Source organism: Pseudonocardia sp. TRM90224 (genome assembly GCF_021245725.1).
GTDB lineage: Bacteria > Actinomycetota > Actinomycetes > Mycobacteriales > Pseudonocardiaceae > Pseudonocardia.
In genome coordinates this window covers 1-22,974 of the sequence record NZ_JAJGSX010000025.1, presented here as the reverse complement: position 1 = coordinate 22,974, position 22,974 = coordinate 1, and the positions used below count along the sequence as shown (strand labels likewise).

Sequence of the window (22,974 nt, the reverse complement as noted above, 5' to 3'; positions counted from 1 at the left end):
CGGTGGACAGCAGCCCGCTCGACCTGCCATCCGGCGAGGCCGCGGCGCTGCTCGCCACCGCGGCAGAGCTGGCCGTTCGGCACAGTCGTCACGTCGCCGACGGACCGGTCGCACCGCGCGGTCCGGCGACTGCGGCGGTGCGCGACTGGTTGCGCGACTACGACTTCGCCGGCCCGCGGCCCGCGCAGGACGTGCTGGTGGAGGTGGTGGACCAGCTCCGCACAGGGATGGTGCACACGATCCATCCGCGCTACTTCGGTCTGTTCAACCCGACGCCCACCTGGTGGGGTGTTGCGGGAGAGCTGATCGCCGCGGCCGTCAACCCGCAGCTCGCCGTCTACGCGCACGCGTGCGCGCCGGTCGAGATCGAGACGCACGTGCTGCGGTTCCTCGCCAGTAGGCTCGGGCTGCCCGATGGCGCCACCGGCACGTTCACCGTAGGAGGCTCGGAGGCGAACCTGACGGCGATGATCGTGGCGTTGACGCGGCGCTGGCCGGCCTATGCCGAGGGCGGTCTCGGCGCGGTGGCGGGCCGGCCGGTCTTCTACGCCTCCGCGGAGTGCCACCTGGCGTGGGTGAAGATCGCGCACATGGCCGGGCTGGGTCGCGGCGCGGCCCGGCTCGTGCCGGTCGACGGGGCACACCGCATGGACGTGCACCGGCTTCGCGCCATGATCGACGCGGACGTCGCGGCCGGGCATGCGCCGTTCCTGCTGGTCGCGACCGCCGGCACAACAGGCGCGGGTGCGCTCGACCCGCTGCCGGAGCTCGCGGCGCTCGCCCGGGCCAGCGGGCTGGACCTGCACGTGGACGCCGCGTGGGGCGGGGCCGTCGCGCTGTCGGACCGGCTCCGCCCGCTGCTGGCCGGGATCGAGGCAGCCGACAGCATCACCGTGGACGCCCACAAGTGGTTGTCCGCACCGATGGGTGCGGGGATGTTCCTGACCCCGCACGCCGATGCGTTGGGTGCAAGCTTCGGCGTGCAGACGACGTTCATGCCCGCCGGTGCCGGCGGGCTGCCGGATCCGTATTCGTCGAGCGTGCAATGGTCGCGCCGGTTCATCGGGCTGAAGGTGTTCCTCGCGCTGGCCGCCGCGGGCCGCCCCGCCTTCGCGCGCCAACTCGAACGCGACGTCGAGCTGGGGGAGCTGCTCGCGCGGCGACTCGCGGAGCACGGGTGGCTGCAGGTCAACGACACCCCGCTGCCGGTCGTGTGCGTCGTCGACCCGGAGGCGGACGGCCGAGATACCGAACACAGCCTGGAATGGCATGCCGCGGTCGCCGCCCGTGTGGTGCGAGGCGGCCGGGCCTGGCTGAGCTCGCTGGTGCTCGACGGCCGTCCGGCGCTGCGGATGTGCGTGACCAGCCACCGGACGACAGCGACGGACATCGAAGCGCTCGTGTCGGAGCTCGGCACCTGCCGTCGTGAACTCACCACTGAAATCGCGGGAGCCATTCGATGATCATCAGGATGTGCGAGGCCCGGGCGAAGCCGGGCGCGCTGGCGGCCCTGCGCGACTTCCTGGTTGCGGCCACCGATCGGTTCCCGCAGCTGCACGACGGATTCCTCGGCTACGAGATCCTGCTGGACGTGCCGGCGAACTCGCTCGTGTGGATCAGCAGGTGGCGCGACGAGCCCGCCGTGCGCGCGTACGCAGGTGCCGGTTGGCGCGAGCGGCCCGTCGTACTACCTGCCGAAGAAGCGTTCCTCGACGGACCGCTGCACGTCCGCCACTTCACCCTCGGAACGTGACACCAGATCGCGGTCATGCGACGACTCAGGTCGGCAGACGGCCAGGGGCGGTGGTTCGGCCGCCTCCGCTGCGCCGGACCACGGCCGCGGTGCCGATTCCGAGCAGGAAGCAGAGTGGCGAGTAGAGAGCCAGGTCGAGGCGGCTGAAGGGGTCGTCGACGCCACCGTTCAGATCGGACGGCAGGAACGCCACCGAGCGGATCAGCAGTACAGCTGCCACGCCCCACGCTGCGATGCGCACCGGCCTGGTCCGGACGCCTCGGGCTGCCCGGGCGACCAGCCCGGCGGCGGTGAGCAACGCCGCTGCCACCGGCCACACCTCCGCTGCGGGAGGCATGGCGTCGGCGCCGGCGAGGTGCTCGGCCAATGCTTGCTCGCTGGCAGCCGGCCAGTGCGAGCCGAGGGCCCACGCGGCGTGCAGCCCTGCGAGTGCAGTCAGAGTCGCTGGGATCGCCACGCCGGCGAGCATCGCCACCCGATCCAGGACGCTCGTGGAACGCCCTGCCGGGTCGGAGGAATCGGGCCTGTTCCCGTTCGTTTCCGCAAGCCAGTCGCGTTCGATACTGCGGATCAGCGCCGGGTAGACGAGCATGTGCCGGAATGGCTTGATCGCGGCCATGTATGCCGCACCGAACCATCCGTTGGGCTTGACCAGGACTGCCAGCTGACCGTGATGGCCGCCGGCGTCATCGCGGACCCAGCTGACGTGCATGACCGAATGGACCGTCCTATTGGCGATCTCCGTCGCCCACTCGTCGTTCAGCAGGAAGAGCGACGTGAACGTCCCGTCCGAAGTGTCCGGTCCGGGCGCAGTGGCGCGCAGGTCGGATGGCAGTCGCTCGCGCAGCGATGGCACGCGGGTACCTACGCCGGCATCGTGCCGGTCCCAGGCGAAGAATCGCCCGATCTTCCGTCGGGCCTCCCACACGACACGCACCGGAAGTGGCGCGTCTGCAGGGAAGCGGAGCGAGCCGAATTGCGACACGAGACGTGGCAGCTCACCCGGGCCGCCCGGCGTCGGCAACGCCCAGACGTCTTCCACGGCGAAATCAGGAACAATCTCGTGAATACGCCACGGGCGTGATGTGTGCGCAATGATCGGTAGCCGCAGAGCGCCGTATCTCTGGCAACGCGAACCCTTGGACGTGCGCTCATTCATGCGGCGAACCTTATTCCGCTCGCACTGCGCGGCCCCTCCCTCTCGAGGCCTGCTGCCGTCCCTCGTGCGAGGGAGATCAGTGACCGTCGCCGAAGGTGAGGTCGAGCCCGATCACCTGACCCCGGTGTCGATCACTGTCACGCTCGTGGCCGTCCACGAGCCGACGTAGGCGCGGGTTCCGTCCGGGCTCACCGTCACGTCGCTCGCGCCAGGGAGCCCGGGCAGGTCGACGTCGGCGAGGTGAGCTCCGCTCTCCGTGTCGACGATGCGGAGGAAGCTCTTTTCCGATCCTCCGTGGAGGAGGTACAGCCGGCGGCCGTCGGGGCTCGCCGCGATGGCCGCGGGCGGTGCGAACGAGGTGTCGGTCTTGAGGAACGTGGTCACAAGGGTGTTGCTGGCGACATCGATCATGTAAGTGCCGCGGGTGCCGGCGGCGTAGATGCTTCGACCGTCGGGGGACGTCGTCAGGCGATAGGCGGGGTCCTCGGCCAACGGAATCGTGGCGACGACGGCGTTGGTCGAGCTGTCGACGACGGCGATCTGACCGGTATGGGAGCGCGCGACGTACACGTAGCGACCGTCCGGTGTGACGGCGACGTCGTTGGGACCGCTCGAGATCCTCTCGTCGTCACCGGCACGAAGGGTCGCAGTGACCGTTCCGGAGGCGGTGTCGATGACCGCGACCACCTCCGAGTTGAGGTAGGCCACGTAGAGGCGATCGCCTTGCGCGCTCATCGCAGCGTCGCGAAATGCTCTGTCGAGGGTGATCGTCTTGATCACGGTGCCGCTCGCGGTGTCGATCACGTTGATGGTCCTGCACCCGGCCTCGAGGCACAGGGCGTAGGCACGTGAACCATCCGGCGCCGGCACGACCTCCGATGCCGGAGTCGGGATCGCCGTGATGGCCTTCGTGCGTACATCGACGACCGAAATGCCGGAGGTGTCGACGTCCGCGTTCTGGGCGATGAAGAGACGTTCTCCTCGTGCGTCGAAAGCAAGTCGCCGCGTTCCGACATCGTTCGGCAGCGGCAACATGTCGATGACCGCCGGCGCGGCCGGCGCGACGGCGGCGGGAGGTGCTGCCTGCGGCATCGTTGTCGTCGAATCGGGCGTGTTCTGCGGTCCCGGTGATGGGGCCGGCCGCCATGGGTTGATCACCAGGACCGCCGCGACCGCAACAGCTGCGAGCGCCGCGGCACCGATCAGGTAGCGAGACGGTGTGGACCCGCGCCTTTCGCCGATGGCACGCTCGATGTCGAGCGGGATCCTTTCCGTTGTGGTCGCCGAGGGCGATTGCGCGGGCACAGCAGGGTCGTCGGGTTCTGGCGGCGCTTCCAGCGCAGGCGGCGGAGCATCTGCGCGGACCGGATCGGGATCCTGTGCGACGGGGACGGTGATGGTGCCCGTGGCGCGCCAGGGTCGTGCTGCGAGCGCAGCGTGTGCGGCGGCGGCGAGCTCGCCTGCAGTGGGGTAGCGATCGGTCGGCGCCTTCGCCATCGCGCGTGCGATGACGTCGTCCAGTGCTGCCGGCAGGTCCGGCCGTTGGGCGCTCAGGAGCGGTGGCGGTGCCGTGTGGTGCGCCTTCAGGTAGGCGAGCAGGCTCGGGCAGTCGAACGGGGGCTGCCCGGTGAGCGTTTCGTAAAGCACGCAGCCCAGCGCGTAGACGTCGCTGCGGTGATCGCCGTCACCGTCGAAGCGCTCCGGTGCCATGTACTTCGGGGTGCCGATCACGGCGCCGGACAGGGAGATCTTGGTGCCGTCCACGGCGTGGGCGATGCCGAAGTCGATCAGGTAGGCGTGGTCGCGGTTCTTGCGGCTGGTGACCAGCACGTTCGTCGGCTTGATGTCGCGATGCACCAGCCCGGCGTCGTGGGCGGTGTCGAGCGCGTCGGCGATGTGGTCGACGATGGTGAGCGCTCGTTGCGGGGGGAGCGCGCCGCGTTCGAGGAGGGCGCCGAGGTCGGTGCCGTCGATGAGGGCCATGTCGATGAACAGCCGGCCGTCGATCTCGCCGTAGCGGTGGATCGGGACGATGTGCGGTCCGGTCAGTTTCGCCGCGAGCGCGGATTCGCGACGGAACCGCCGATAGAAATCGCCGTCGCCGGCCAGCCAGGACCCGAGAACCTTCAGCGCGACGACCCGGTCGTCCTGGCTGGTGTCGACCGCCCGCCAGACCTCGCCCATCCCGCCGCGACCCAGCATCGATTCCAACACGTACGGACCGAACGCCGCCCCGGCCACGCAACCCCCTGCGGCTGGCTGCGTGCACCGTGCGCGCTCTCGCCGGATCCCGCTGGGAATCTAGCAGCGCCAACCAGGATGAGCCGGCCGATGTTTCACGGGTCGATCCGGCTCCGCGTCTGCGTCGCGCGCTGCGTGAACAGCTCCCGTTCGTGCTCGTTGCGGGTGGTCGCGGCCGCCTCGTCGAAGGCCGCCGCTGCCTGCGCGTGCCGCTCGGCCAGTGCGAGCAGCTCGCCCCGCACGGCCGGGAGCTGCGGATACCCGTCCAGCGCGCCGTGGTCCACCGTGTCGAGCATCGCCAGCCCCGTCTCCGCGCCGAACGCGCGCCCGTGCGCCATCGCCCGGTTGAGGCCCACGACCGGCGTCGGCCAGACGGTGGCGAGCACGTCGTAGAGGCCGGCGATCTGCACCCAGTCGGTGTCGTCGGCCATGCGGGCGGTGGCGTGGCACGCCGCGATGGCGGCTTGCAGGGTGTACGGGCCGATCGGATTGCCGCCGCCGGTTGCGGCGTCGTGCGCGCGGGCCAGCGCCGCGAGACCACGACGGATCAGGAGCGTGTCCCACCGCCGCCGGTCCTGGTCCTGGAGCAGCACGGGACGCCCGTCGCGGTCGTGGCGGGCGGCCGCGCGGGCCTGGGTCAGCTCCAGCAACGCTGCCAGGCCGTGGACCTCGGCCGCGCCCGGCACCGACGCGGCCGTGAGCCGGGCCAACCGCAGGGCCTCCGCGCTGAGCTCGGGTCGCATCCAGTCGTCGCCCGCGGTGGCGCTGTAGCCCTCGTTGAACAGCAGGTAGATCACTTCGAGCACGCTCGCGAGCCGTTCGGCGACATCGGCCGGGCCGGGCATCTCGAAGCGGATCCCCTTGTCGCGCAGCATCTTCTTGGCCCGGGAGATGCGTTGTCCCGCGACCGGTTCCGGCACCAGGAACGCGCGCGCGATCTCGTCGGTGCGAAGGCCGGTGAGGCAACGCAGGGTCAGGGCGATGCGGTACTCGCGGTTGAGCACCGGGTGGCAGGCGGTGAACAGCAGCCGCAGGACGTCGTCACCGACCGGATCGTCCAGCGCCTCGTCGACGGCGTCCCGCTCGTCGAGGCTGTCGGCCGTGTCGCGGCCGATGGAATCGAGCGCCTTGCGGTGGACGGCCGCGCGGCGGAACCCGTCGACGGCCCGGTTCTTGGCAGTCGTCATCAGCCAGCCCCCGGGATTGGGCGGGACGCCGGCAGCGGGCCACTGCTCCAGAGCCGCGACCAGCGCGTCCTGGGCGAGTTCCTCGGCGGTGCCGACGTCGCCGGTGAACCGGGCCAGGCCGGCGACCAGCCGGGCCGACTCGATCCGCCACACGGCCTCGACCGCGGCACGGCCACCCGGATCCGGCATGCCCTCATCATGCCGAACCCGCCGCGACCCGGATGGGTTCGCGGCGGGTTCGGGTCGGCGCAGTGACGGTTCAGGACGGCGGCGCGAAGTCCTCGGGGCCCATCACCTTGAGAACCCGGGCCTCGCCTTCCCAGCCCGGCCACAGCTCGTGGTGCAGGGCCATGAACCGGCTCGTCCACTCCACGACGTCGGCCTTGGTGCGGGTGTCGTAAAGGGCGTAGCTGATCATTTCCTTGGACTCGGCGAACGGGCCGTCGGTGACCTGCAGCCCGCTCCCGCCGCCGACGGTGACCCGTGCGCCGGCAGCGCTGGGGGCGAGGCCCGCGTTGTCCAGCATGACGCCGGCGCGGGTGGCCTCCTCACCGAGCTTCATGATCCCTGCCATGAGCTCGGCGGGCGGTGGAGTAGCGGGTTGGGTGCCTTCGAGGATGACGAGGTAGCGCATCGGAGGTTCCTTTCCGGGATGTGTGGATGGCAGGGAGATCAACGGCAGGGAGATCAACGGCAGGGAGATCAACGGCAGGGAGATCAACGGCAGGCGGTGTCGGGCATCTGGCGGTAGCGGTGCACGGACACGATGCTCAGCAGGCCCAGCACCGTGACGACGGCGATGACGAAGGCGGGCACGCCCGCGGCGCCGAGGCCGCCCGATGCCATGCCGAAGAAGCCGACGAGGAACAGCGGCGCGATGATCCGGCAAGCGGTCGCGAGCCGGCCGAAGCCCTCCCGGGACAGCCGCCGGGCCAGCACCAGCAGCGCGGCGGCGAGGCAGGGGAAGCCGATGGCCCCCGAGAGCAGGTGCACCATCGCGTGGCCGCTGATCCCCGTGGCCTGGGGCAGGTCGGCGGGGAAGCCGCCCATGGGGTCGATCGGGAAGAGACCGGCGACGACGAGGCTCAGCCCGAACACCGCCAGCAGCCGCGGCGCCCAGGTGGCGCCCACGCCGGTGGCGAGCGCGCGGCGCAGGCCGATCGCGGCAGCGACCGTCGACAGGCCACTGACCAGGAAGGTGACGACCTGGATCCACCCGGCGTCGCCGAGGGACAGTGCGCTCCACGGGTGCCGGGAGAAGTCGAAGCCCTCGCGGAGCAGGCCCTGGGTCACCGAGCTGACCACGAAGATCGGACCGGCGATGACGCCGTACCCGAGCAGGGACTTGGTGACGCGGTCCGCGGTGAGCTGCTCCGGCGGCGAGACGGTGCCGGCGCGGGTCGGGATGGTGGTCGTGGCGGTGGTCTTGGTGGTGGTGGTACTCATGATGTCGGTCTCCCGGGGCTTCGTGCCCCCCTCTTGGGGGGCGTTCACCGACTCCACGAGCGGGGTCACCGGATTTTGCACTCCCGCCGAAACTTCTTCGAACTTTCTTCCACGGGGTCCCGGCCGCGGGTCGCTCGTGCACAGGTTCGCCTCCCCGTGCACAGGTTCGAACTCGTGCACGGAGACACCAACCTGTGCACGAGTGCCTCAGGCGCGTCACCTCAGGCCGCCGGGGAGGCGGGGTTCTGGCTAGGATCCGCCGGTGTCGTCCGCCCGGTCGCCCAGGACGAGGGCGCGCGATCTCGACCGCACCGAGGTGTGCGGGCGGCTCGACACCGCCTACGCCGACGGCCAGCTCGACTCCGACGAGCACTGTTCCCGCACCGCCGCCGCCAGCGCGGCGAAGACCCTCGGCGAGCTGCGGGACCTCGTCGACGATCTGCAGCTCGAGAAGCCGATGCCGGACCTGCGGGAGCGCGCCCCGCAGCGGCCCGCCCGGTCCCGGAGCCGTGTGGTGGTCGCCGTTGCCGCGCTGGTGCTGCTCGGCGCCGGGTTCGGGATCGGGCGGCTGACCGCGCCGTCGCCGTCCCCGGTCGGGCCGGACGGCACGCCGGTCGTGGCAGGGGGAGCGCCCGCCGCACCGATCGTCGTCGGGCCGACCGCCCTGCACACCCCGGCCGGCCTGCGCACGCTCATCGACGGCGTCCGGACCGAGCTCGGCACCACGCTCGTCGCGGACCTCACCGTCTACCCGGACTACGCGTCGATCGACGTGCCGGCACCGGGTGCTCCGGCCCGCGCGCAGAGCTACCACTACAAGGGCGGGTTCGACGGCCCCGGCAACGCGGGCCACCGCGACCCCGACGACCCGCTCGTGGATCTCGCCGCGATCGATGTCGACAAGATCCTCGGGCTGCTCGCGGGCGCCGGGCAGAGCCTGAACGTCGAGAACCCGACCGTGCACTACCTGATCGTGCGGGACACCGGCACGGGACCGGAGGTCGCGATCTACGCGACCAACAACGACACCGGCCAGTCCGGCTACCTCGAGGCGAAGCCGGACGGGACGATCATCGGGGTGCACGCGTACGAGCGCCGTTGAGCCGTACCCCGGCTCATGACCGGGCAGCCGCCGAGTGCACGTGCTCATCGGGGAACCGGTCGACGACCGCTGCGTCGCGCCGCAGCGCGGCCGCGGTGGTCTGATCGCTGCCGGTGGCCCGGCCGAGCCCGAGCTCGATGGCTGCGGGAGCTGGACTGCACGGTGGTGACGGTCGCCCACCGGCTCAGCACCGTGCGCGACGCCGATCTCATCGTGGTGCTCGACCAGGGCCGGATCGTCGAGTCGGGCACCCACGACGACCTCATCGCCGCGGGCGGCGCCTACACGCGTCTGGTGGAGAACCAGCTCGGCGGCACGGCGGCGTCGGCGACTCCCTGAGCTGCTGTTTTCGGGTGCCACGAAGGTATCCGTGATTGGTGCAGGCGGAAGTCGTCGGTCAGCGCGAGGATCGGTCGGTGAGCACGACACGAGCCAACGATCTCGGTGGGTTCCTGCGCAGCAGGCGCGAGCGCCTCACCCGGAGGAAGCCGGGATCGAGCTCGGCATCACCCATCGACGGGTCCCCGGGCTGCGCAGGGAAGAGCTGGCCGAACTCGCCGGGGTCAGCGTCGGCTACTACACCCGACTCGAGCAGGGGGTCAGCGCCAGCGCCTCGGGGGCTGTCATCGACGCGCTGGCGGCGGCGCTCCGGCTCGATCCGACCGAGCACGAACACCTGCGGATCCTTGCGGCGCCGAGACGACCGACCCGTCCGCGTTCCCGCAGGAGCACGCTGAGACCGTCGATCCGGGTCCTGCTCGCCGCCATCTCCACGACACCGGCCGTCGTGATCGACCATCGTGCCGATGTGCTCGCCTGGAACGCGCTCGGTCATGCGTTGCTGGCAGGACATGTCGGGTTCGACGCCCCGGACGCCCGGCTCCGGCCGAACATCGCCCGCATGCTGTTCCTCGATCCGCACCATCGCGCGCTGTACCGCGACTGGCACGCCAAAGCGCAGGTCACCGTCGCAGCCCTGCACCAGGCGGTGGCGCGATATCCGGCCGATCCGGACCTCGAACGGCTCGTCGGTCGACTCGCCGTCGACAGCCCGGAGTTCGCGCGGATGTGGGCGCGCCGGCCGGTGCGGACCTGCTCGTACTACGTGCGAGAGCTCGACCATCCGGTTGTCGGGCGGGTGACCTTGGCGAACGAGACGGTCGCGCTGCCTGACGACGACCAGCAGATGGGGCTGTTCTACGCACGTCCCGGCACCGCTGACGCCGATGCGCTCACGCTGCTGGCGCAGAGCCTCGAACGGCCCCGCACCGCACCAGGAACCCCAGCACGGAAGGAGGACGCACGATGAGGATCGTCGTCATCGGCGGCGCCGGCACCATCGGACGTCGGTTGGTTCCCGCACTGCGATCGCGCAACCACGACGTGATCGTGGCCGGGCGCACCTCGGGTGACGTGCACGTCGATCTGGCCGCACCCGCGACGATCGAAGCCATGTACCGCGAGGTCGGAGCGGTCGACGGGGTCGTGAGTATCGCGGCGCACGGGGCGCTCGACGACTTCGGGACACTGACCGCAGACGCATTGCACGAGAACATGCGAGCCAAGTTCTTCGGGCAGGTCGAGCTGGTCCTCACCGGCCAGCGCCACTGCGCCGACCGCGCCTCCTTCACGTTGACCTCCGGCATCTTCGCCGACCAGGCCTGGCCGCACGTCACCGGCGGCGGCGTCATCAGCGGCGGCTTGCACAGCTTCACCCTGTCGGCCGCGATCGAGCTGCCACGGGGGATGCGGATCAACACCGTCAGCCCCACGATGATCGGCGACTCCTTCGATGCGTTCGCCGATCACTTCCCCGGTATGCGGCCGGTGCCCATGAACGAGCTCGTCGACAGCTACCTGGACTGCGTCGAAGGCAACAGCACCGGCCGGATCATCCGCGCCTACGGATGACCGCCGCATCGCCGGGCAGGAGGTCCCCGGCGCATGACCCCATCGACACCCATCCCAGGCACTCCGGGGACGCCGGTTGCGTCGAGGTGACGGAGCGCGATGACCTGGTGGCGTCCTGCGCTCGTCGGCGTGCCCTGCCCGGATAGGATGCCCCGGCCGGTCCATCACTGCGGGGGAGGCCCACGAAGCATGCTTCTCGCCGATCGGGACAGCTTGGTCGGGCGCACCGGAGAGCTGACCGACCTGACCGGGCTGCTGACCGGCCGCGTCCAGCTCGTCACCGTGACGGGGCCGGGCGGGGTGGGCAAGACGAGGGTCGCCACCCGGGTGGCCCACGACCTGCGCCACCACCAGCGGTTCCCCGACGGGGTTGTGCTGGTCGACCTGCGCGGCGTCGACAACCCGGAATGGATCCCGGACCGGATCGTCCAGGACGCCGGGATGCACACGGTCTCGGCGGTGGACAGCATGACGCTGCTGCAGCAGCGCCTGCGTGACGCGCAGCTGCTGCTGGTGCTGGACAACTGCGAGCAGGTGGCGGCCGACGTCGGTGACGTCATCGGCGTGCTGCTGGACTCGTGCCCCGGCGTGCGGGTGCTGGCCACCAGCCGCACCACGCTCGAGCTGCCCGGTGAGCACCAGTACCCGCTGCTGCCGCTCGCGGCGCCGCACCCGGACTCGCCCGAGTTCGACGAGAACCCGCTGCCGGAGGCGCTGGTCCTGTTCGCCGACCGGGCAGCGGCCGTCGACCCCGGGTTCGACCTGCAGGACAACCGCATCGCGGTGGCGCGGATCTGCCACCGGCTGGGCGGGTTCCCGCTGCTGATCGAGATCATCACCTCGAAGCTGCGCATGTTCTCGGTGCCGCAGCTGGAGCAGCGGCTGGACAACGTCTTCGGCGCCCGCTGGTCCACCGTCACCCGCACCGGCTACCGGACGACCTTCTGCGGCGTGATGGACCTGAGCTGGAACCTGTGCTCGCCTGCGGAGCGGCTGGTGTGGCAGCGGCTCTCGGTGTTCGCGGGTGGTGTGACGCTGGAGGCTGCCGAGGCCGTCGTGTCGGACACGGCGCCGGACACAGGGTCGGACGGGGTGGCTGCGGAGGACGTCGAGCTGATCCTGGACGGCCTGATCCGGCAGTCGTTGCTGACCCGCGACGCGGCGTCGCGCCGGCCGCGGTTCCGGGTGCTGGAGCCGATCCGGCAGGTCGGCGCCGACGCTCTCACCGCGGCCGGCGAGCAGGACCTCGTCCGGGAGCGGCACTCCGCGTGGTGCGCGCGGTTCCTCGCCGAGGCGGCGGAGCACTGGTGCGGGCCGGAGGAGGTGGCCTGGCTCGACGCGGTGCACGCGGAGCTGCCGAACGTCCGCGCGGCGATGGACTGGTGCGCGTCCAGCGGTGACACCGAGCGGGGGATCCGGATCGGGGCCGATCTGATCCGCGTCCGCGTGCCGTTCCGCGACGGCACGCTGCAGGAGTGGCGGTCGCATCTGCAGCGGATGGTCGAGCTGCACCCGCGCCGCGACCGCGTGCTGCTGTTGGGGCTGACGCAATGCGCGTGGGTCGCGGTCTGCCAGGGCTCGGCCGAGGCGACGGACCTGCTCGACCGCGCCCGCGACGTCGAGCGTGAGCTGGAGGGCGGCGCGAGCGCCGCGACGGTCGACCCGCACCTGGCCTACGCCGAGACGGCCTACGCGACGTTCGTGCTGGGGGACCCGGCCGCCGCGGATCTTGCCGCCCGGGCACGCCGGCTGATGCGCGCCTCCGGCGCCGAGGGCGACGCGTGCATGGCGACGATGTGGTGGGCGATCGCGTCGTCGCTGTTCGCCGACCCGGCCGTGTCGGACGAGGCGACCCGCACCCACCTGGAGGAGGCGACCGGCCGGCAGGGGGCGTGGCACCTGTCGTGGGCGCAGTGGACCCGCGCGGTGCACCTCCTGCTGCGCAAGGGTGAGATCGAGCCGGCGGGGGAGCTGCTGCACCAGTCGCTGCCGGTGCAGCGGGAGATCGGTGACTACTGGGGCCCGATCTGGTGGGTGGCGTTCGCGTCGTGGCTGGCCTCGGCCCGCGGCGACCACCTGCGAGCAGCGGAACTGTGCGGTGCGACCGAGCGGGTCATGGAGCTGACCGGGATCATGCTCAACAACCTGCGCGGCAACGGTGACCAGCACCAGCGCTGCCTGCAGCTCGCGAGCGAGGCGCTGGGCGAGCCGCTGTGCAAGGCGGCGTACCGGCGCGGGCTGGCCGTCCCGGACTACGGCACGGCGATCGCGCTCGCGCTCGGCGAGATATCGCTGACCGACGGGCCGGCCGGGAGCGAGCCGCACGTCGCCCGCAACGTCCTGACCCCGCGCGAGTACGAGGTGGCGCTGCTGGTCGGGCAGCGGACCAACGACGAGATCGCGGCCGCGCTGCAGGTCTCCGTGACCACGGTCAAGACGCACGTCACGCAGATCCTGCAGAAGCTGGGGTGCAGGCGGCGCCGGCAGGTCCCCGACGCACTCCAGCGGCTGGGGCTGGGGCGGTAGGGGCGCAGCTCGCCCGGGGTTGGGGGAGGGCAGGAAAGCCACTTTCCGGCCCTCACAGGGCAGGAAAGTGGCTTTCCTGCCCTCGCGGGTGCACGCACCTGCCCGACGGTCGAGGCGGTTGCGCCGGTATTGCAAGCGGTAGAGGTCGTAGCCCGATCGGGTGAGCGGAGGAGCCCGATCCGGGGCGGCCGGTCGGACAAACCCTCCGCCGCGGCGGAGGTGATCTTCGTTGCCGACGGCCACACTTCGCTCCCATGACGAGCGGCACGGACCTGCAGGTCGACTGGCGCTCGGCGCCGACACCGCCCGGCGGTGGAGAGCTCGTCACGGACCCGGCGACGCTGCGAGCTGCGGCCACCGACCTGGGCAACATCGTGCACGCGGTCCCCGGGGCCGTCCTGCGCCCGCACACGGCAGCCGACGTCGCGACGATCCTCGCCTGGTGCACCGACCACGCGGTGCCGTGGCGGGCCCGCGGCACCAGGCACACCACCCACGGCCAGGGCGTCGTCGCTGCCGGTGGCCTGCAGATCGACATGCGCTCGATGGCCGCCGTGCACGCGGTGGGTGCGGGCGGGGTCGTCGCCGATGCCGGCGCGACGCTGCGAGCGATCGCCGTCGCCGCGGCCGGGAAGGACTTCCGGCTGGCTGCGGGGACGACCGGCTACACGCGGCTGACCGTCGGCGGGGTGTGCTCGGTCGGCGGGATCTCGAACCGCCCCGATGTCGGCGCGCTGGTCGACTCCGTGTCGGCGGCGCAGGTCGTCACAGCCGGCGGGCACGTCGTCGAGTGCACACGTGCGGAGAACGCCGAGCTGATGCGGGCGGTGCTCGGCGGGTTCGGCGAGGTCGGCGTGCTGACACGGGTGACGCTGGACGTGGCCGACCTGCCCGGCCGGGTCCGCACCTGGCAGCTGCCCTACGGGCTGGACTCGCTCCCTGCGCTGCTCGCCGACCTGCGCACGCTCGCCCGCCGCGACGAGCTCGACGAGCTGTACGTGATCTTCCACCAACCCGAGCCGCACACGTTCCGGCTGACGGCATCGACGTACTTCGGCGCCGGCCGACCGGCGCCCGAGGCCACGGAGGTCCTGCGCGGGCTCAACAACTCGACGGTCCCGCAGGCACTCGACCTCGACCACCTCGAGCACATCTTCGCCGTCGACGGGCTGTACGACTCGGTGGCGGAGGCCGGCTGGTCCGCGAGCACGAAGATCTGGACCGACGTGTTCCTGCCCGACAGCGGACTCGAACCGGTCGTCACGGCCGTCCTTCCGACGCTGACCGCGCGCGAGTTCTCACCCACCACGTTCGGTCTGATCTTCCCGAAGCGCCGCTCCGCGTTCGGCCCGAGCATGCTCGCGCTGCCCGCACCGGACCGCCTCGCCGACGACCGGGAGCCCGTGTTCCTGTTCGACCTGCTCAAGGACTCCTTCGGCGTGGACGACCCCACGTGGGCGAGCGACATGCTCGCCCGGCACACCGAGCACGTCGCGATCGCGCGCCAGCACGGCGGCGTGCTCTACCCGATCGGCACCCCGGCCACCTGACCCACCGCAACCCGACCACCCGACCAGCACGTACGGAGATCCCGACCACCATGCTCGGCACGCGCCCGGCCGACCTCCCGACCTGCACACCCACGCCCGCCCCGGCCCAGCCGGCTCCCGAACCCCGCCGCAGGCGACGCAAAGCGGCGCACCGCGGCGAGGTGAGCTGGTGGGCCGCCCAGCCGGCGTTGCGATCCCGGCGTGCGTGGTGGCGCCGCAGCCGCTGACCCGCCCAGCCGGCCGTGAACCGCCGCGCTCTCCTCACCTCGGCGCGGTGAGCCGCCCGCGTTGAGCGCTCGGGAAGGCCTCGCGCTGGCGCTGATGGCGATCGGGGTGCTGGCGCGGGTGGACGAGTCGACCGGCTGTCACCGCTCCGCACGCGACGAGTTGATACGGCCGGCCGGCGCCCGCGAGGCACTCGTACAGGCGACCGGCCGCGGTACCGACCGCCGACGATGCCGAGGTCGACCAGACCGTGAGGTGGACGGACAGCCGACCGCCGTTGCGGGTCGACGGTACGGCGCACTCGTCGACGAGCTCTGCCGCGATGGCGTCGAGTTGGTCGTCGTCCACTCCGGTGAGGCCGGTCAGGAGGTGTACCGCGTACTCGTCCATCGCCATGGCTCCTCCCGCCGGGGGTGACACGTCACCGTTCCGAGAGCCTGCAGATTACATGGCGCAATTGGATGGCTACGGAGCGCGGTCGTCGCCCGGGTGCGCAGAGCGCAGGCTGATCCGGATGGAGCCAGGGGAGTGCCAGGTGAGGTAGAGCCGGGTCCCGCCGGCGGCATCGGTGCCGTTCATGTGGGTGTAGGCCTCGCCGGGCCGGTAGATCGGTGGCCGGTCGGGTCCGCAGCCCAGGCCGGGGCCGATCCGCAGGGTGTCGCCGGCACAGGCGACCCGGGCGTGGCCCGCGACCAGCTCGTAGCGTTCGTCGCCCACCGGGATCGCGCCGGTGAGCTCGGTCCCGGGGGCGAGGCCGAGCTCCAGCGAGTGGGCCGTGGTCGGTCCTGCGGTGGTGACGGTGAGGTCGACGCCGTCGTCGTGCAGGTCCACCTCGACGGCGGTGACGAGGGCGCTCACATCGCGGCGCCGCCGCGAGAAGCCCATCGAGGCGCTGAACCGGCCCTCGTGTTCGAGCGGGTAGCGGCCGTCCGGTCGACGTTCGCTCGGTGCAACGGGCTGGTAGTAGGCGGCGGCGATGCGTTCGCGGAGCACAACCTGATCACCGGTGACCGTCATCGCGGTGGCCCGGAAGGGGCCGAGGCCGAAGAAGTCGCGCGAGAGGCGCACGGAGTCGATGGACACCGCGCCGCAGCGCAACCGCAGGAAGGTCGGGTTGGCGGCGAGGCCTGATCCGATCCGCCCGGCCTCGGGCACGTCCGATCCGGCGTACACGGTGATCTCCGCCCGCCCGCGCCGCTCCCGCAGGAGGCGGGCCTCGCCGAACAACCTCCGGCCCGGCGGCGTCGACATCGGTGCCGGCATCGGGAACGGGTCGGGCGGCGGTGCGGTGAGCCCCGGCTCCAGCAGCTCCTGCGCGAGCACGTCGATCGCGTCGATGCCGGGGCTGGTGATTGCGCGGCCGGCCCCCTCGGCGCAGCGGCTGCAGGAGTGCCGTGCAGCGGCCCGGGTCAGCTGGCCGAGGAAGGGCCCGAGCGGGAAGCCTGCGTGCTGGTCCTGCCGGCGGGAGTGCACGGTTTCGACGGTGCCGGCGGAATCGGTGAGGTCGAGGTGGGCGTGCAGGTTGCGGTGGACGACATCGTGCAGGTCGGGCCGGTCGAGCAGGTCGGCGAGGACCGTCAGCGACGGGTTGGAGACGTGGGCCGCGTAGTTCGGGCTGCGTTCGCTGTAGAGCCCGTCGGCATCGACGTCGACGCCCTCGGCCAGCCACAGGGCGGCGCGTTCCAGCAGCGTCGCATCTGCCAAAAGGGTGCCGGACCACGCGAGCGCCGCGGCCAGCTCCCAGCGATGGTTGGGCGTGTGCACGCCGCCGGCCAGCAACGCCGGGGAGGCCGCGCGCAGGATGGCGCGCAGCCGTTCGGCGAGGTCGTCGGACCAGCTCGTCGGCCGGCGTTCGAGCAGCGCGAGGGTGATCGCCACGTCGTTCAGGGTGAACGCGGAGTCGGGCGGCGAGGCCACGTTGTCGCCGCCGGTGAACAACCCGCTCGCAGCCTGCAGCGCCTCGAGCCGGGTCGTCGCCTCGACGGCCGTCCGCACCAGCGGTCCGGTACGGGCCAGCACCGCCAGGACGACGGCCCCCTTGACGGTGCGCATCACCGTGCGGTGCGAGCCGCCCGCGGATGTGTCCGCCAGGAGCTGCTCGAACTGTTCCTCGGCCGCGGAAATCACTCGCGGGTCGGTCAACCGGATCAGTCCTTCAGGCCGGAGTTGATGTCCACATCCATGATCTGGCGCTGGAAGACCAGGAACAGCAGGACCATCGGCAGCAGGGAGATCACCGAGGCCGAGAGCAGCACCGGCCAGTCGATGTTGTCGGCGCCGACGATGCTGCGCAGCGCGACCTGGAGGGTGTACCGGTTGGGGTCGCGCAGGACGAGCAGCGGCCAGATGTAGTCGTTCCACCGCCATTGCATCGAGAAGATCGCCAGCACGACGCAAATCGGCTTCGCCAGCGGCAGCATGATCCGCACGAACAGCGTGATCTCGCCGACGCCGTCGATCCGGGCCGCCTCCATCAGCTCGTCGGGCACGGTGGAGAAGTACTGGCGGAACATGAAGATTCCGGTCGCGGTGATGATCGACGGGACGATGATGCCGGGGAGCGAGTCGTACAGGCCGAGGTCGCGCACCACGACGAACGACGACGGCATGATCACCTCGGTGGGCAGCATCGTCGTCGCCAAGATGCAGACGAAGAAGGCGCGCAGCCACCACGCCCGGTACTTCGCGAACGCGTAGCCGGTCATGGCGCTCACGATCACGGTGAGCGCCGTGGTGACGACCGCGACCACGCTGGTGTTGAAGAAGTAGCGCTGGAAGTCGAACCGGGACCACGCGGTGCTGTACCCCGAGGTCGTCCAGGTCTCGGGGAGGATCGTCAACGGCAGGCTGAACAGCTCCGATCCCGGCTTGAACGAGCTCAGGACGAACCACAGCACCGGGAACAGGTACACGATGCCCAGCAGCCAGAGGACCAGCGTGCTGGAGAGCCCGCGCGCCGCCTTCACGAGAGGTCGCTCTTGCGATCGAACCGGAGCTGGACCACGGCGATCACGATCAGGATCACCATCAGGACCATCGAGACCGCGCTCGCGTAGCCGATGTTCGCGCGTTCGAACCCGGTGCGGTAGATGTACTGGACGATCAGCATGTTCTCGGTGCCGGGGCCGCCGCCGTTGAGCGCCTGGATCATCGCGAACTCCTTCATCGACCCGATCGTGGTCAGCAGGACGACCATGAAGGAGGTCGGGCCGAGCAGCGGCAGCGTGATGCGTCGGAACCGTTGCCACGAGTTCGCGCCGTCGATCTCGGCCGCCTCCAAGTAGGAACGGGGGATGTTGCGCAGGGCGGCGATGAACAACAGCATGTTGAACGCGGTGCCCGCCCACGTGCCGGCGATGATCACGACGATCAGCGCGAGCGTCCCGTCGGTCTGCCACTGCGCCGCCGCCCCGCCGAACGCCTGGACCAGGACGTTCACGAAGCCGAAGTTCTCCCCGAACAGCCACCGCCAGATGACGCCGGTGACGATCGGGGAGATCAACCACGGCAGGAAGAACACGACCCGCGCGGCGCTCTTGCCCGCCGCGGCCGTGCTGGTGAGCAGCACGGCGATCGCCAGCGCGGCGACGTAGTGCGCCGGCACCGCCAGCACCGTGTAGAGCGCGGTGCGGGTCAGTGCGGCGTAGAACGACGGGTCGCCGGCCAGGTCGACATAGTTGTCCAGCCCGACGAACCGCAGCGCGCCGACACCGCGGTAGCTGGTGAACGAGTAGAGCAAGCCCAGAGCGCCCGGCCAGAGGAAGAACAGGCAGAACAGGACGACGGCCACCGAGATGAACAGCAGCGGCGCGAGGACGGGTGCTCGGCGTCCCTTTCGCCGGGCTGTCGGGGTCGGCCGCTCGGTGCTGACCGGGGTCGTGACTGCGGTCATCGAGGATCCTCCGGTCGGCCGTCAGGAACGGGCGTGAGCAGGGCCGCTCACGGCAGCCGTCCGAGCTGCTCGGTCAGCTGGCCGTTGATCCCTGTGAGCAGCTCGTCGACCGACAGCTCGCCGTTGAGGTACCGAACCGTCTCGTCGCGGACCGGGTCGCCCTCGGTTGCCACCCCGGCGACCTCGTAGGCCAGGTCGCGCCGCTTGATCTCCTTCACGATCGGGGCGGACTGCGCGATCTCCTCGTCGTAGAGCGCGAACGCGTCGGCGTGGGTCGCGTGGGTGATCTCCAGACCGTCGACCGCCGGGAGGAAGCCGGACGTCTCGGCGAGCTTGCGGTAGTTCTCCGGCCGGTAGAGCCACTGGAGGAAGGCGTAGGCGGCGTCCTCCTGGCCGGTGCCCTGGAAGACGACGGCCGAGGCCGCGTTGCCGTAGTTGGTCGCCCGGGTGGTCTGCTGGGGGAGCCGGACGGACGCCCACTGGAAGTCGGTGATGTTCTTGGCGAAATCGGCGATCTGCCACGAGCCGGAGTAGTAGGCGACCACGTCGCCGCTCTTGAACATCGCGTTGGGATCGGCCTGGCTCAGCCAGACCGAGCGCGGCATGAACGAGTCGTCGTTGAGCCCCTTGAAGTACTCGAACGCGGTCCGGGTGTTGGCGTTGGTCCGGAAGGCGCCGCTGTCGTCGGCCTGGAAGTAGTCCGACCCGAACTCGTAGAGGAACGCCTTGAGCCGGTGCGAGGAGCGGTCCATGACCATGCCGTACGTCGTGCCCGTCCGGGCCTGGACCTCCTTCACCTTGGAGACGAACTCGTCCCACGTCCAGGCGTCGGTCGGGCCCGTGGGGTAGGCGACGCCGGCCCGGTCGAACAGGGACTTGTTGATGAACAGCCCGACCGCGGTGACGTCGGTCGGCAGCGACAGCACCTTGCCGGTGTCGTCGATCGCGGCGAGCTCGGAGCGGATCCCGCTGCCGTCGAGGATCCCCCGCAGGTCCATCGTGGCGTCGCGCCACACCGGGTCGACCCCACCGACGCGGGCCAGGGCGGGCAGGTCGTTCGCCTGCGCGGCGTTCTTCAGCTTGGTGGGCAGGTCGGCGTTGGCGAGATCGACGATCTGGATCCGGACGCCGGTCTCCTGCTGGTACTGCGCTGCCATCGCGGCGAAGCCGCCGCCCTGGTTCGCGTCGCCGGAGAGGAAGAACTGCAGCGGCTCATCCGGACTGGCAGCGCCGCTGCCGCAGGCGGCCAGCAAGCCGAATGCGAGGGCGAGCGCTACGGCGCGGATCCCTCGAACGCTCGTGCGCGGACTCGCCATGGCTGCTCCTTCTCGGGCCGCGTCATCGAGGCGACCCCGACGTGGTGAGGACGACGGAGTGCGAGAGTGTTAACGCTAACAACTGGGTTGCGGCATTGAACCCTGGCGCGGGTCATAGCGTCAAGCATATGTCTTGACATAAGTTCTGCGGCGAGTGTTGAGGTGCGTGCGGTCGCGCCGACGTCCGGGTAGCGGATCCGCCTACTGCGCGTCGAGCGCGTCGAGCGCCGCGCGGCCCGGCGAGTCGGGGGCGGCGGTGAAAACGACGAGGTGCGTGTCCGCCAGGTACGGGAAGCTGAACGCCTCCAGCACGAGCGTGAACTCCCCGACGTCGGGGTGCCAGAAGCCGTACTCGGCGGTCGGTTCGGCGGCCACCGGGTGGTCGGGCCACCACTTGCGGAACTCCGGGCTCGCGCCGGTCAGCTCGGCGACGAGGGTGGCCATCACCGGGTCGTCGGGGTGGCGGGCGACGTGCATGCGCAGTCCGCCGATCGCGGCGCGGGCCATTGGCTCCCACGGCCGCCACCTGGTCCGGACACCCTCCTCGAGGAGGAGGATGCGGGCGAAATTGCGCTCGGCGGCGGGCACCGCGTCCAGGTCGACGGTGAACAGCACTTCGCACGCCATCCTGTTCCAGGCGAGGACATCGAGGCCGGTGCCGATCACGTACGCAGGCGTGGCGTGCAGCGCGTCGAGCACCCATTGCTGGCTCGGACGCACCACCTGTTCTGTCCGCACCCGGCGGCGGCGTTCGGGGCCGGCCAGCTCGAAGAGCTGGTCGCGCTCGGCCCTGGTGAGGCGCAGCACCCTGGCGATCGCCTCGAGGATGCCGTCGGAGACGTTGTCCAGACGCCCTTGTTCGAGCCGCCCGTAGTAGTCCGCGCTGACCCCGGCCAGCTGGGCCAGCTCCTCGCGGCGCAGGCCCGGCACCCGGCGCCGCTCGCCGTACACGGGCAACCCGGCTTCGTGCGGCTGGATCCGTGCCCTGCGCGAGCGGAGGAACTCACCGATGTCGGCGCGGTGGCTGGGCACGTCCCCCAGTATGAACCTGATCAACGCCTGCTGATGGTGCGTCCAGTTCACGGCGAGGGCCGCTACGCGATGGCGGTCGTCGGCTGAGTCGTCTGCTGGGTCCTCGGCTGGGCGGGGTCGGCGATCACGGCGTCGCCGCGGCGGTGTGCGGTCGGGCTGAGCCCGCGGAGGCGCTTGAAGGCGACGGACAGGGCGAAGGCGTTGGCGTAGCCGACCTTGCGGGCGATGGCGTCGACGGTGTCGGTCGTCTCGCGCAGCAGCTCGGCGGCCAGCGCGATCCGCCAGCGGGTCAGGTAGGTCATCGGGGGCTCGCCGACCAGCGCGGTGAACCGGCGGGCCAGGCTGGCCCGGGAGACGGCGGTCCGGTGGGCGAGTTCGGCGACGGTCCACCGGCGCGCCGGATCCGCGGTCAGCAGCCGAACCGCGTGGCCCACCACGGGATCGCCCGGCGCCGGGATCGCCGTAGCGGCCGCCTCGCTGCCGGCTCTCCCGGGTCCGGGTCCGAGTCCGCCCACGAGCTCGGCCACTTCCCCGGCCAGGGCCGAGGGGAAGATCAGGTACACCGCGCCGGCCCGGTCCCGGGAGCCGACCCGGATCGGCACCATGAGCATGTCCACAGCTGTCCTGGTCATCCGGATGCCTCTCGTCGCGGGCTGACCGTCGCCGCCGCCGGGGCGATGTCGGTGGGCATGGTCAGTGCGGCAAGCCTGCGCCGGTTGCGGCCGGACAACCACGGAGCGCGTGTTCCTAGGTCTGCGAGGCCCAGGTTCCGCAGACCGGCCGATCGGCCTTCGGCGTGCGTCCGGACGACCGACAAAGTTCGGGCTCCGGTGCAGGAGCCGGCATTCGGCACACGCGAGCCGGGGGCACGGGTGGCTCGCGGCGGGTGAGTCGACACTTCTGGCGCGGTGAGTCGACACTTCCAGCACGGTGAGTCGACACCTTCGGCACGGTGAGTCGACACCTTCGGCACGGTGAGTCGACACTTCCAGCACGGTGAGTCGACACGTACGGCACGGCGAGTCCCACGTCTCAGCGCGCGAGTCCCACGTTTCGGCGGGTGAGTCCCACGCCCCAGCGGGCGAGTCCCACGTTCCGGCGGGTGAGTCGCGCGTTCGGGGGCGGTGAGTCGCGCGTTTTGGGTGGGTGGGGATGGGTTCTTGACGTGGTTCCGTTGGGTGGGTTCGTGGCGGATGGTCTCGCGGCAGTGGTTCTGTTGGTCTTGGTGGTCGTGACCTTCCCCCCGTAGCACGGACACCTGCGGTGTGGGGTCAGTGATGTTGGTCTGACCTGGTGTGCAGGGCTTCAAACGTGGCGGGGCTGCGCATTCCGATGCTGGAATGGCGCCTCTTGGTGTTGTACCAGCACTCTATCCATTCGAACATCGCGTTGGCAAGTTCGTCGCGTGTGTGCCATAGTTTCGAGTCGAGCAGTTCGAGTTGCATGGTTGCCCAGAACGACTCCATCATCGCGTTGTCGTAGCAGTCACCGACCGTGCCCATCGAGCCGAGTAGCCCGGCCTCACGTAGGCGTTTCCCGAACGCCCAGGAGGTGTATTGGGCGGATTCAACCGGTGGACGCAACACCAACCAATTTCGGTGAATATAGCACACCATTCAACGCCTCGGCAGGGG

The 22,974-nt window shown here is 70.9% G+C and carries 20 protein-coding genes and 1 pseudogene; 8 read left to right on the top strand and 13 right to left on the bottom strand.

What is annotated here, in order from left to right:
* Nucleotides 1-2: 2 nt before the first annotated feature.
* Nucleotides 3-1,463: a pyridoxal phosphate-dependent decarboxylase family protein gene (locus tag LL648_RS28525; protein ID WP_232665842.1), complete on the top strand. Its 1,461-nt coding sequence runs from the start codon at nucleotides 3-5 to the stop codon at nucleotides 1,461-1,463.
* On the top strand, nucleotides 1,460-1,753 hold the full coding sequence (locus LL648_RS28520) for a putative quinol monooxygenase (RefSeq protein ID WP_232665841.1): 294 nt from the start codon (nucleotides 1,460-1,462) through the stop codon (nucleotides 1,751-1,753). The genes LL648_RS28525 and LL648_RS28520 overlap by 4 nt, the downstream gene beginning before the upstream one ends.
* Before the next feature lie 25 nt (nucleotides 1,754-1,778).
* On the opposite strand, the gene LL648_RS28515 is transcribed toward LL648_RS28520, so the two are convergent.
* The 5 genes from LL648_RS28515 to LL648_RS28495 form a co-directional block, all read right to left on the bottom strand.
* Nucleotides 1,779-2,912: a DUF2867 domain-containing protein gene (locus tag LL648_RS28515; protein WP_232665840.1), complete on the bottom strand. Its 1,134-nt coding sequence runs from the start codon at nucleotides 2,910-2,912 to the stop codon at nucleotides 1,779-1,781.
* A gap of 111 nt (nucleotides 2,913-3,023) precedes the next feature.
* The gene (locus LL648_RS28510; RefSeq protein WP_232665839.1) at nucleotides 3,024-5,126 is read right to left on the bottom strand and encodes a protein kinase domain-containing protein; all 2,103 of its coding nucleotides are present in this window, start codon (nucleotides 5,124-5,126) and stop codon (nucleotides 3,024-3,026) included.
* 122 nt (nucleotides 5,127-5,248) lie between these two features.
* On the bottom strand, nucleotides 5,249-6,529 hold the full coding sequence (locus LL648_RS28505; protein WP_232665838.1) for an RNA polymerase sigma factor: 1,281 nt from the start codon (nucleotides 6,527-6,529) through the stop codon (nucleotides 5,249-5,251).
* Between the two features lie 70 nt (nucleotides 6,530-6,599).
* Nucleotides 6,600-6,974 (bottom strand): YciI family protein, encoded by a 375-nt coding sequence (locus LL648_RS28500; RefSeq protein WP_232665837.1) that lies wholly within the window; start codon nucleotides 6,972-6,974, stop codon nucleotides 6,600-6,602.
* Between the two features lie 83 nt (nucleotides 6,975-7,057).
* Nucleotides 7,058-7,786, bottom strand: a complete 729-nt coding sequence (locus LL648_RS28495) for a DUF998 domain-containing protein (protein WP_232665836.1) — start codon at nucleotides 7,784-7,786, stop codon at nucleotides 7,058-7,060.
* Nucleotides 7,787-8,048: 262 nt separating this feature from the next.
* Here LL648_RS28495 and LL648_RS28490 point away from each other — a divergent pair, with 262 nt between their 5' ends.
* From LL648_RS28490 to LL648_RS28465, 6 genes are all read left to right on the top strand, one after another.
* Nucleotides 8,049-8,888, top strand: a complete 840-nt coding sequence (locus LL648_RS28490) for a DUF1707 SHOCT-like domain-containing protein (RefSeq protein WP_232665835.1) — start codon at nucleotides 8,049-8,051, stop codon at nucleotides 8,886-8,888.
* A gap of 162 nt (nucleotides 8,889-9,050) precedes the next feature.
* Complete coding sequence (locus LL648_RS28485; RefSeq protein ID WP_305080801.1) at nucleotides 9,051-9,227, top strand: hypothetical protein; 177 nt, start codon at nucleotides 9,051-9,053, stop codon at nucleotides 9,225-9,227.
* 31 nt (nucleotides 9,228-9,258) lie between these two features.
* Entirely contained in the window at nucleotides 9,259-10,197 is a 939-nt protein-coding gene (locus LL648_RS28480; RefSeq protein WP_232665834.1) for a helix-turn-helix domain-containing protein, read from the top strand.
* Entirely contained in the window at nucleotides 10,194-10,799 is a 606-nt protein-coding gene (locus LL648_RS28475) for a short chain dehydrogenase (RefSeq protein ID WP_232665833.1), read from the top strand. The genes LL648_RS28480 and LL648_RS28475 overlap by 4 nt, the downstream gene beginning before the upstream one ends.
* Nucleotides 10,800-10,988: 189 nt before the next feature.
* A complete protein-coding gene (locus tag LL648_RS28470; RefSeq protein WP_232665832.1) occupies nucleotides 10,989-13,325 on the top strand; it encodes a helix-turn-helix transcriptional regulator in 2,337 nt (778 codons plus the stop codon).
* Between the two features lie 254 nt (nucleotides 13,326-13,579).
* A complete protein-coding gene (locus tag LL648_RS28465) occupies nucleotides 13,580-14,875 on the top strand; it encodes an FAD-binding protein (protein ID WP_232665831.1) in 1,296 nt (431 codons plus the stop codon).
* Between the two features lie 261 nt (nucleotides 14,876-15,136).
* Here LL648_RS28465 and LL648_RS28460 read toward each other — a convergent pair whose 3' ends face one another.
* The 8 genes and pseudogenes from LL648_RS28460 to LL648_RS28425 form a co-directional block, all read right to left on the bottom strand.
* A complete protein-coding gene (locus LL648_RS28460) occupies nucleotides 15,137-15,496 on the bottom strand; it encodes a hypothetical protein (RefSeq protein WP_232665830.1) in 360 nt (119 codons plus the stop codon).
* A 69-nt stretch (nucleotides 15,497-15,565) separates the two neighbouring features.
* Nucleotides 15,566-17,242 carry a hypothetical protein gene (locus LL648_RS28455; protein ID WP_232665829.1) on the bottom strand — a complete coding sequence of 559 codons (1,677 nt, stop codon included), beginning with the start codon at nucleotides 17,240-17,242 and terminating at the stop codon, nucleotides 15,566-15,568.
* A gap of 5 nt (nucleotides 17,243-17,247) precedes the next feature.
* On the bottom strand, nucleotides 17,248-18,066 hold the full coding sequence (locus LL648_RS28450; RefSeq protein ID WP_232665828.1) for a carbohydrate ABC transporter permease: 819 nt from the start codon (nucleotides 18,064-18,066) through the stop codon (nucleotides 17,248-17,250).
* Nucleotides 18,063-18,992 (bottom strand): carbohydrate ABC transporter permease, encoded by a 930-nt coding sequence (locus tag LL648_RS28445; RefSeq protein ID WP_232665827.1) that lies wholly within the window; start codon nucleotides 18,990-18,992, stop codon nucleotides 18,063-18,065. The genes LL648_RS28450 and LL648_RS28445 overlap by 4 nt, the downstream gene beginning before the upstream one ends.
* A 47-nt stretch (nucleotides 18,993-19,039) precedes the next feature.
* Entirely contained in the window at nucleotides 19,040-20,308 is a 1,269-nt protein-coding gene (locus tag LL648_RS28440) for an ABC transporter substrate-binding protein (protein WP_232665826.1), read from the bottom strand.
* A gap of 201 nt (nucleotides 20,309-20,509) precedes the next feature.
* Nucleotides 20,510-21,340, bottom strand: coding sequence for a helix-turn-helix domain-containing protein (locus LL648_RS28435; protein WP_232665825.1), 831 nt, complete (start codon nucleotides 21,338-21,340; stop codon nucleotides 20,510-20,512).
* Between the two features lie 62 nt (nucleotides 21,341-21,402).
* A pseudogene (locus tag LL648_RS28430) lies at nucleotides 21,403-21,792 on the bottom strand (helix-turn-helix transcriptional regulator); the annotation flags it as partial.
* Nucleotides 21,793-22,611: 819 nt separating this feature from the next.
* Nucleotides 22,612-22,926 (bottom strand): transposase, encoded by a 315-nt coding sequence (locus LL648_RS28425; protein WP_374112120.1) that lies wholly within the window; start codon nucleotides 22,924-22,926, stop codon nucleotides 22,612-22,614.
* Between the last annotated feature and the right edge of the window lie 48 nt (nucleotides 22,927-22,974).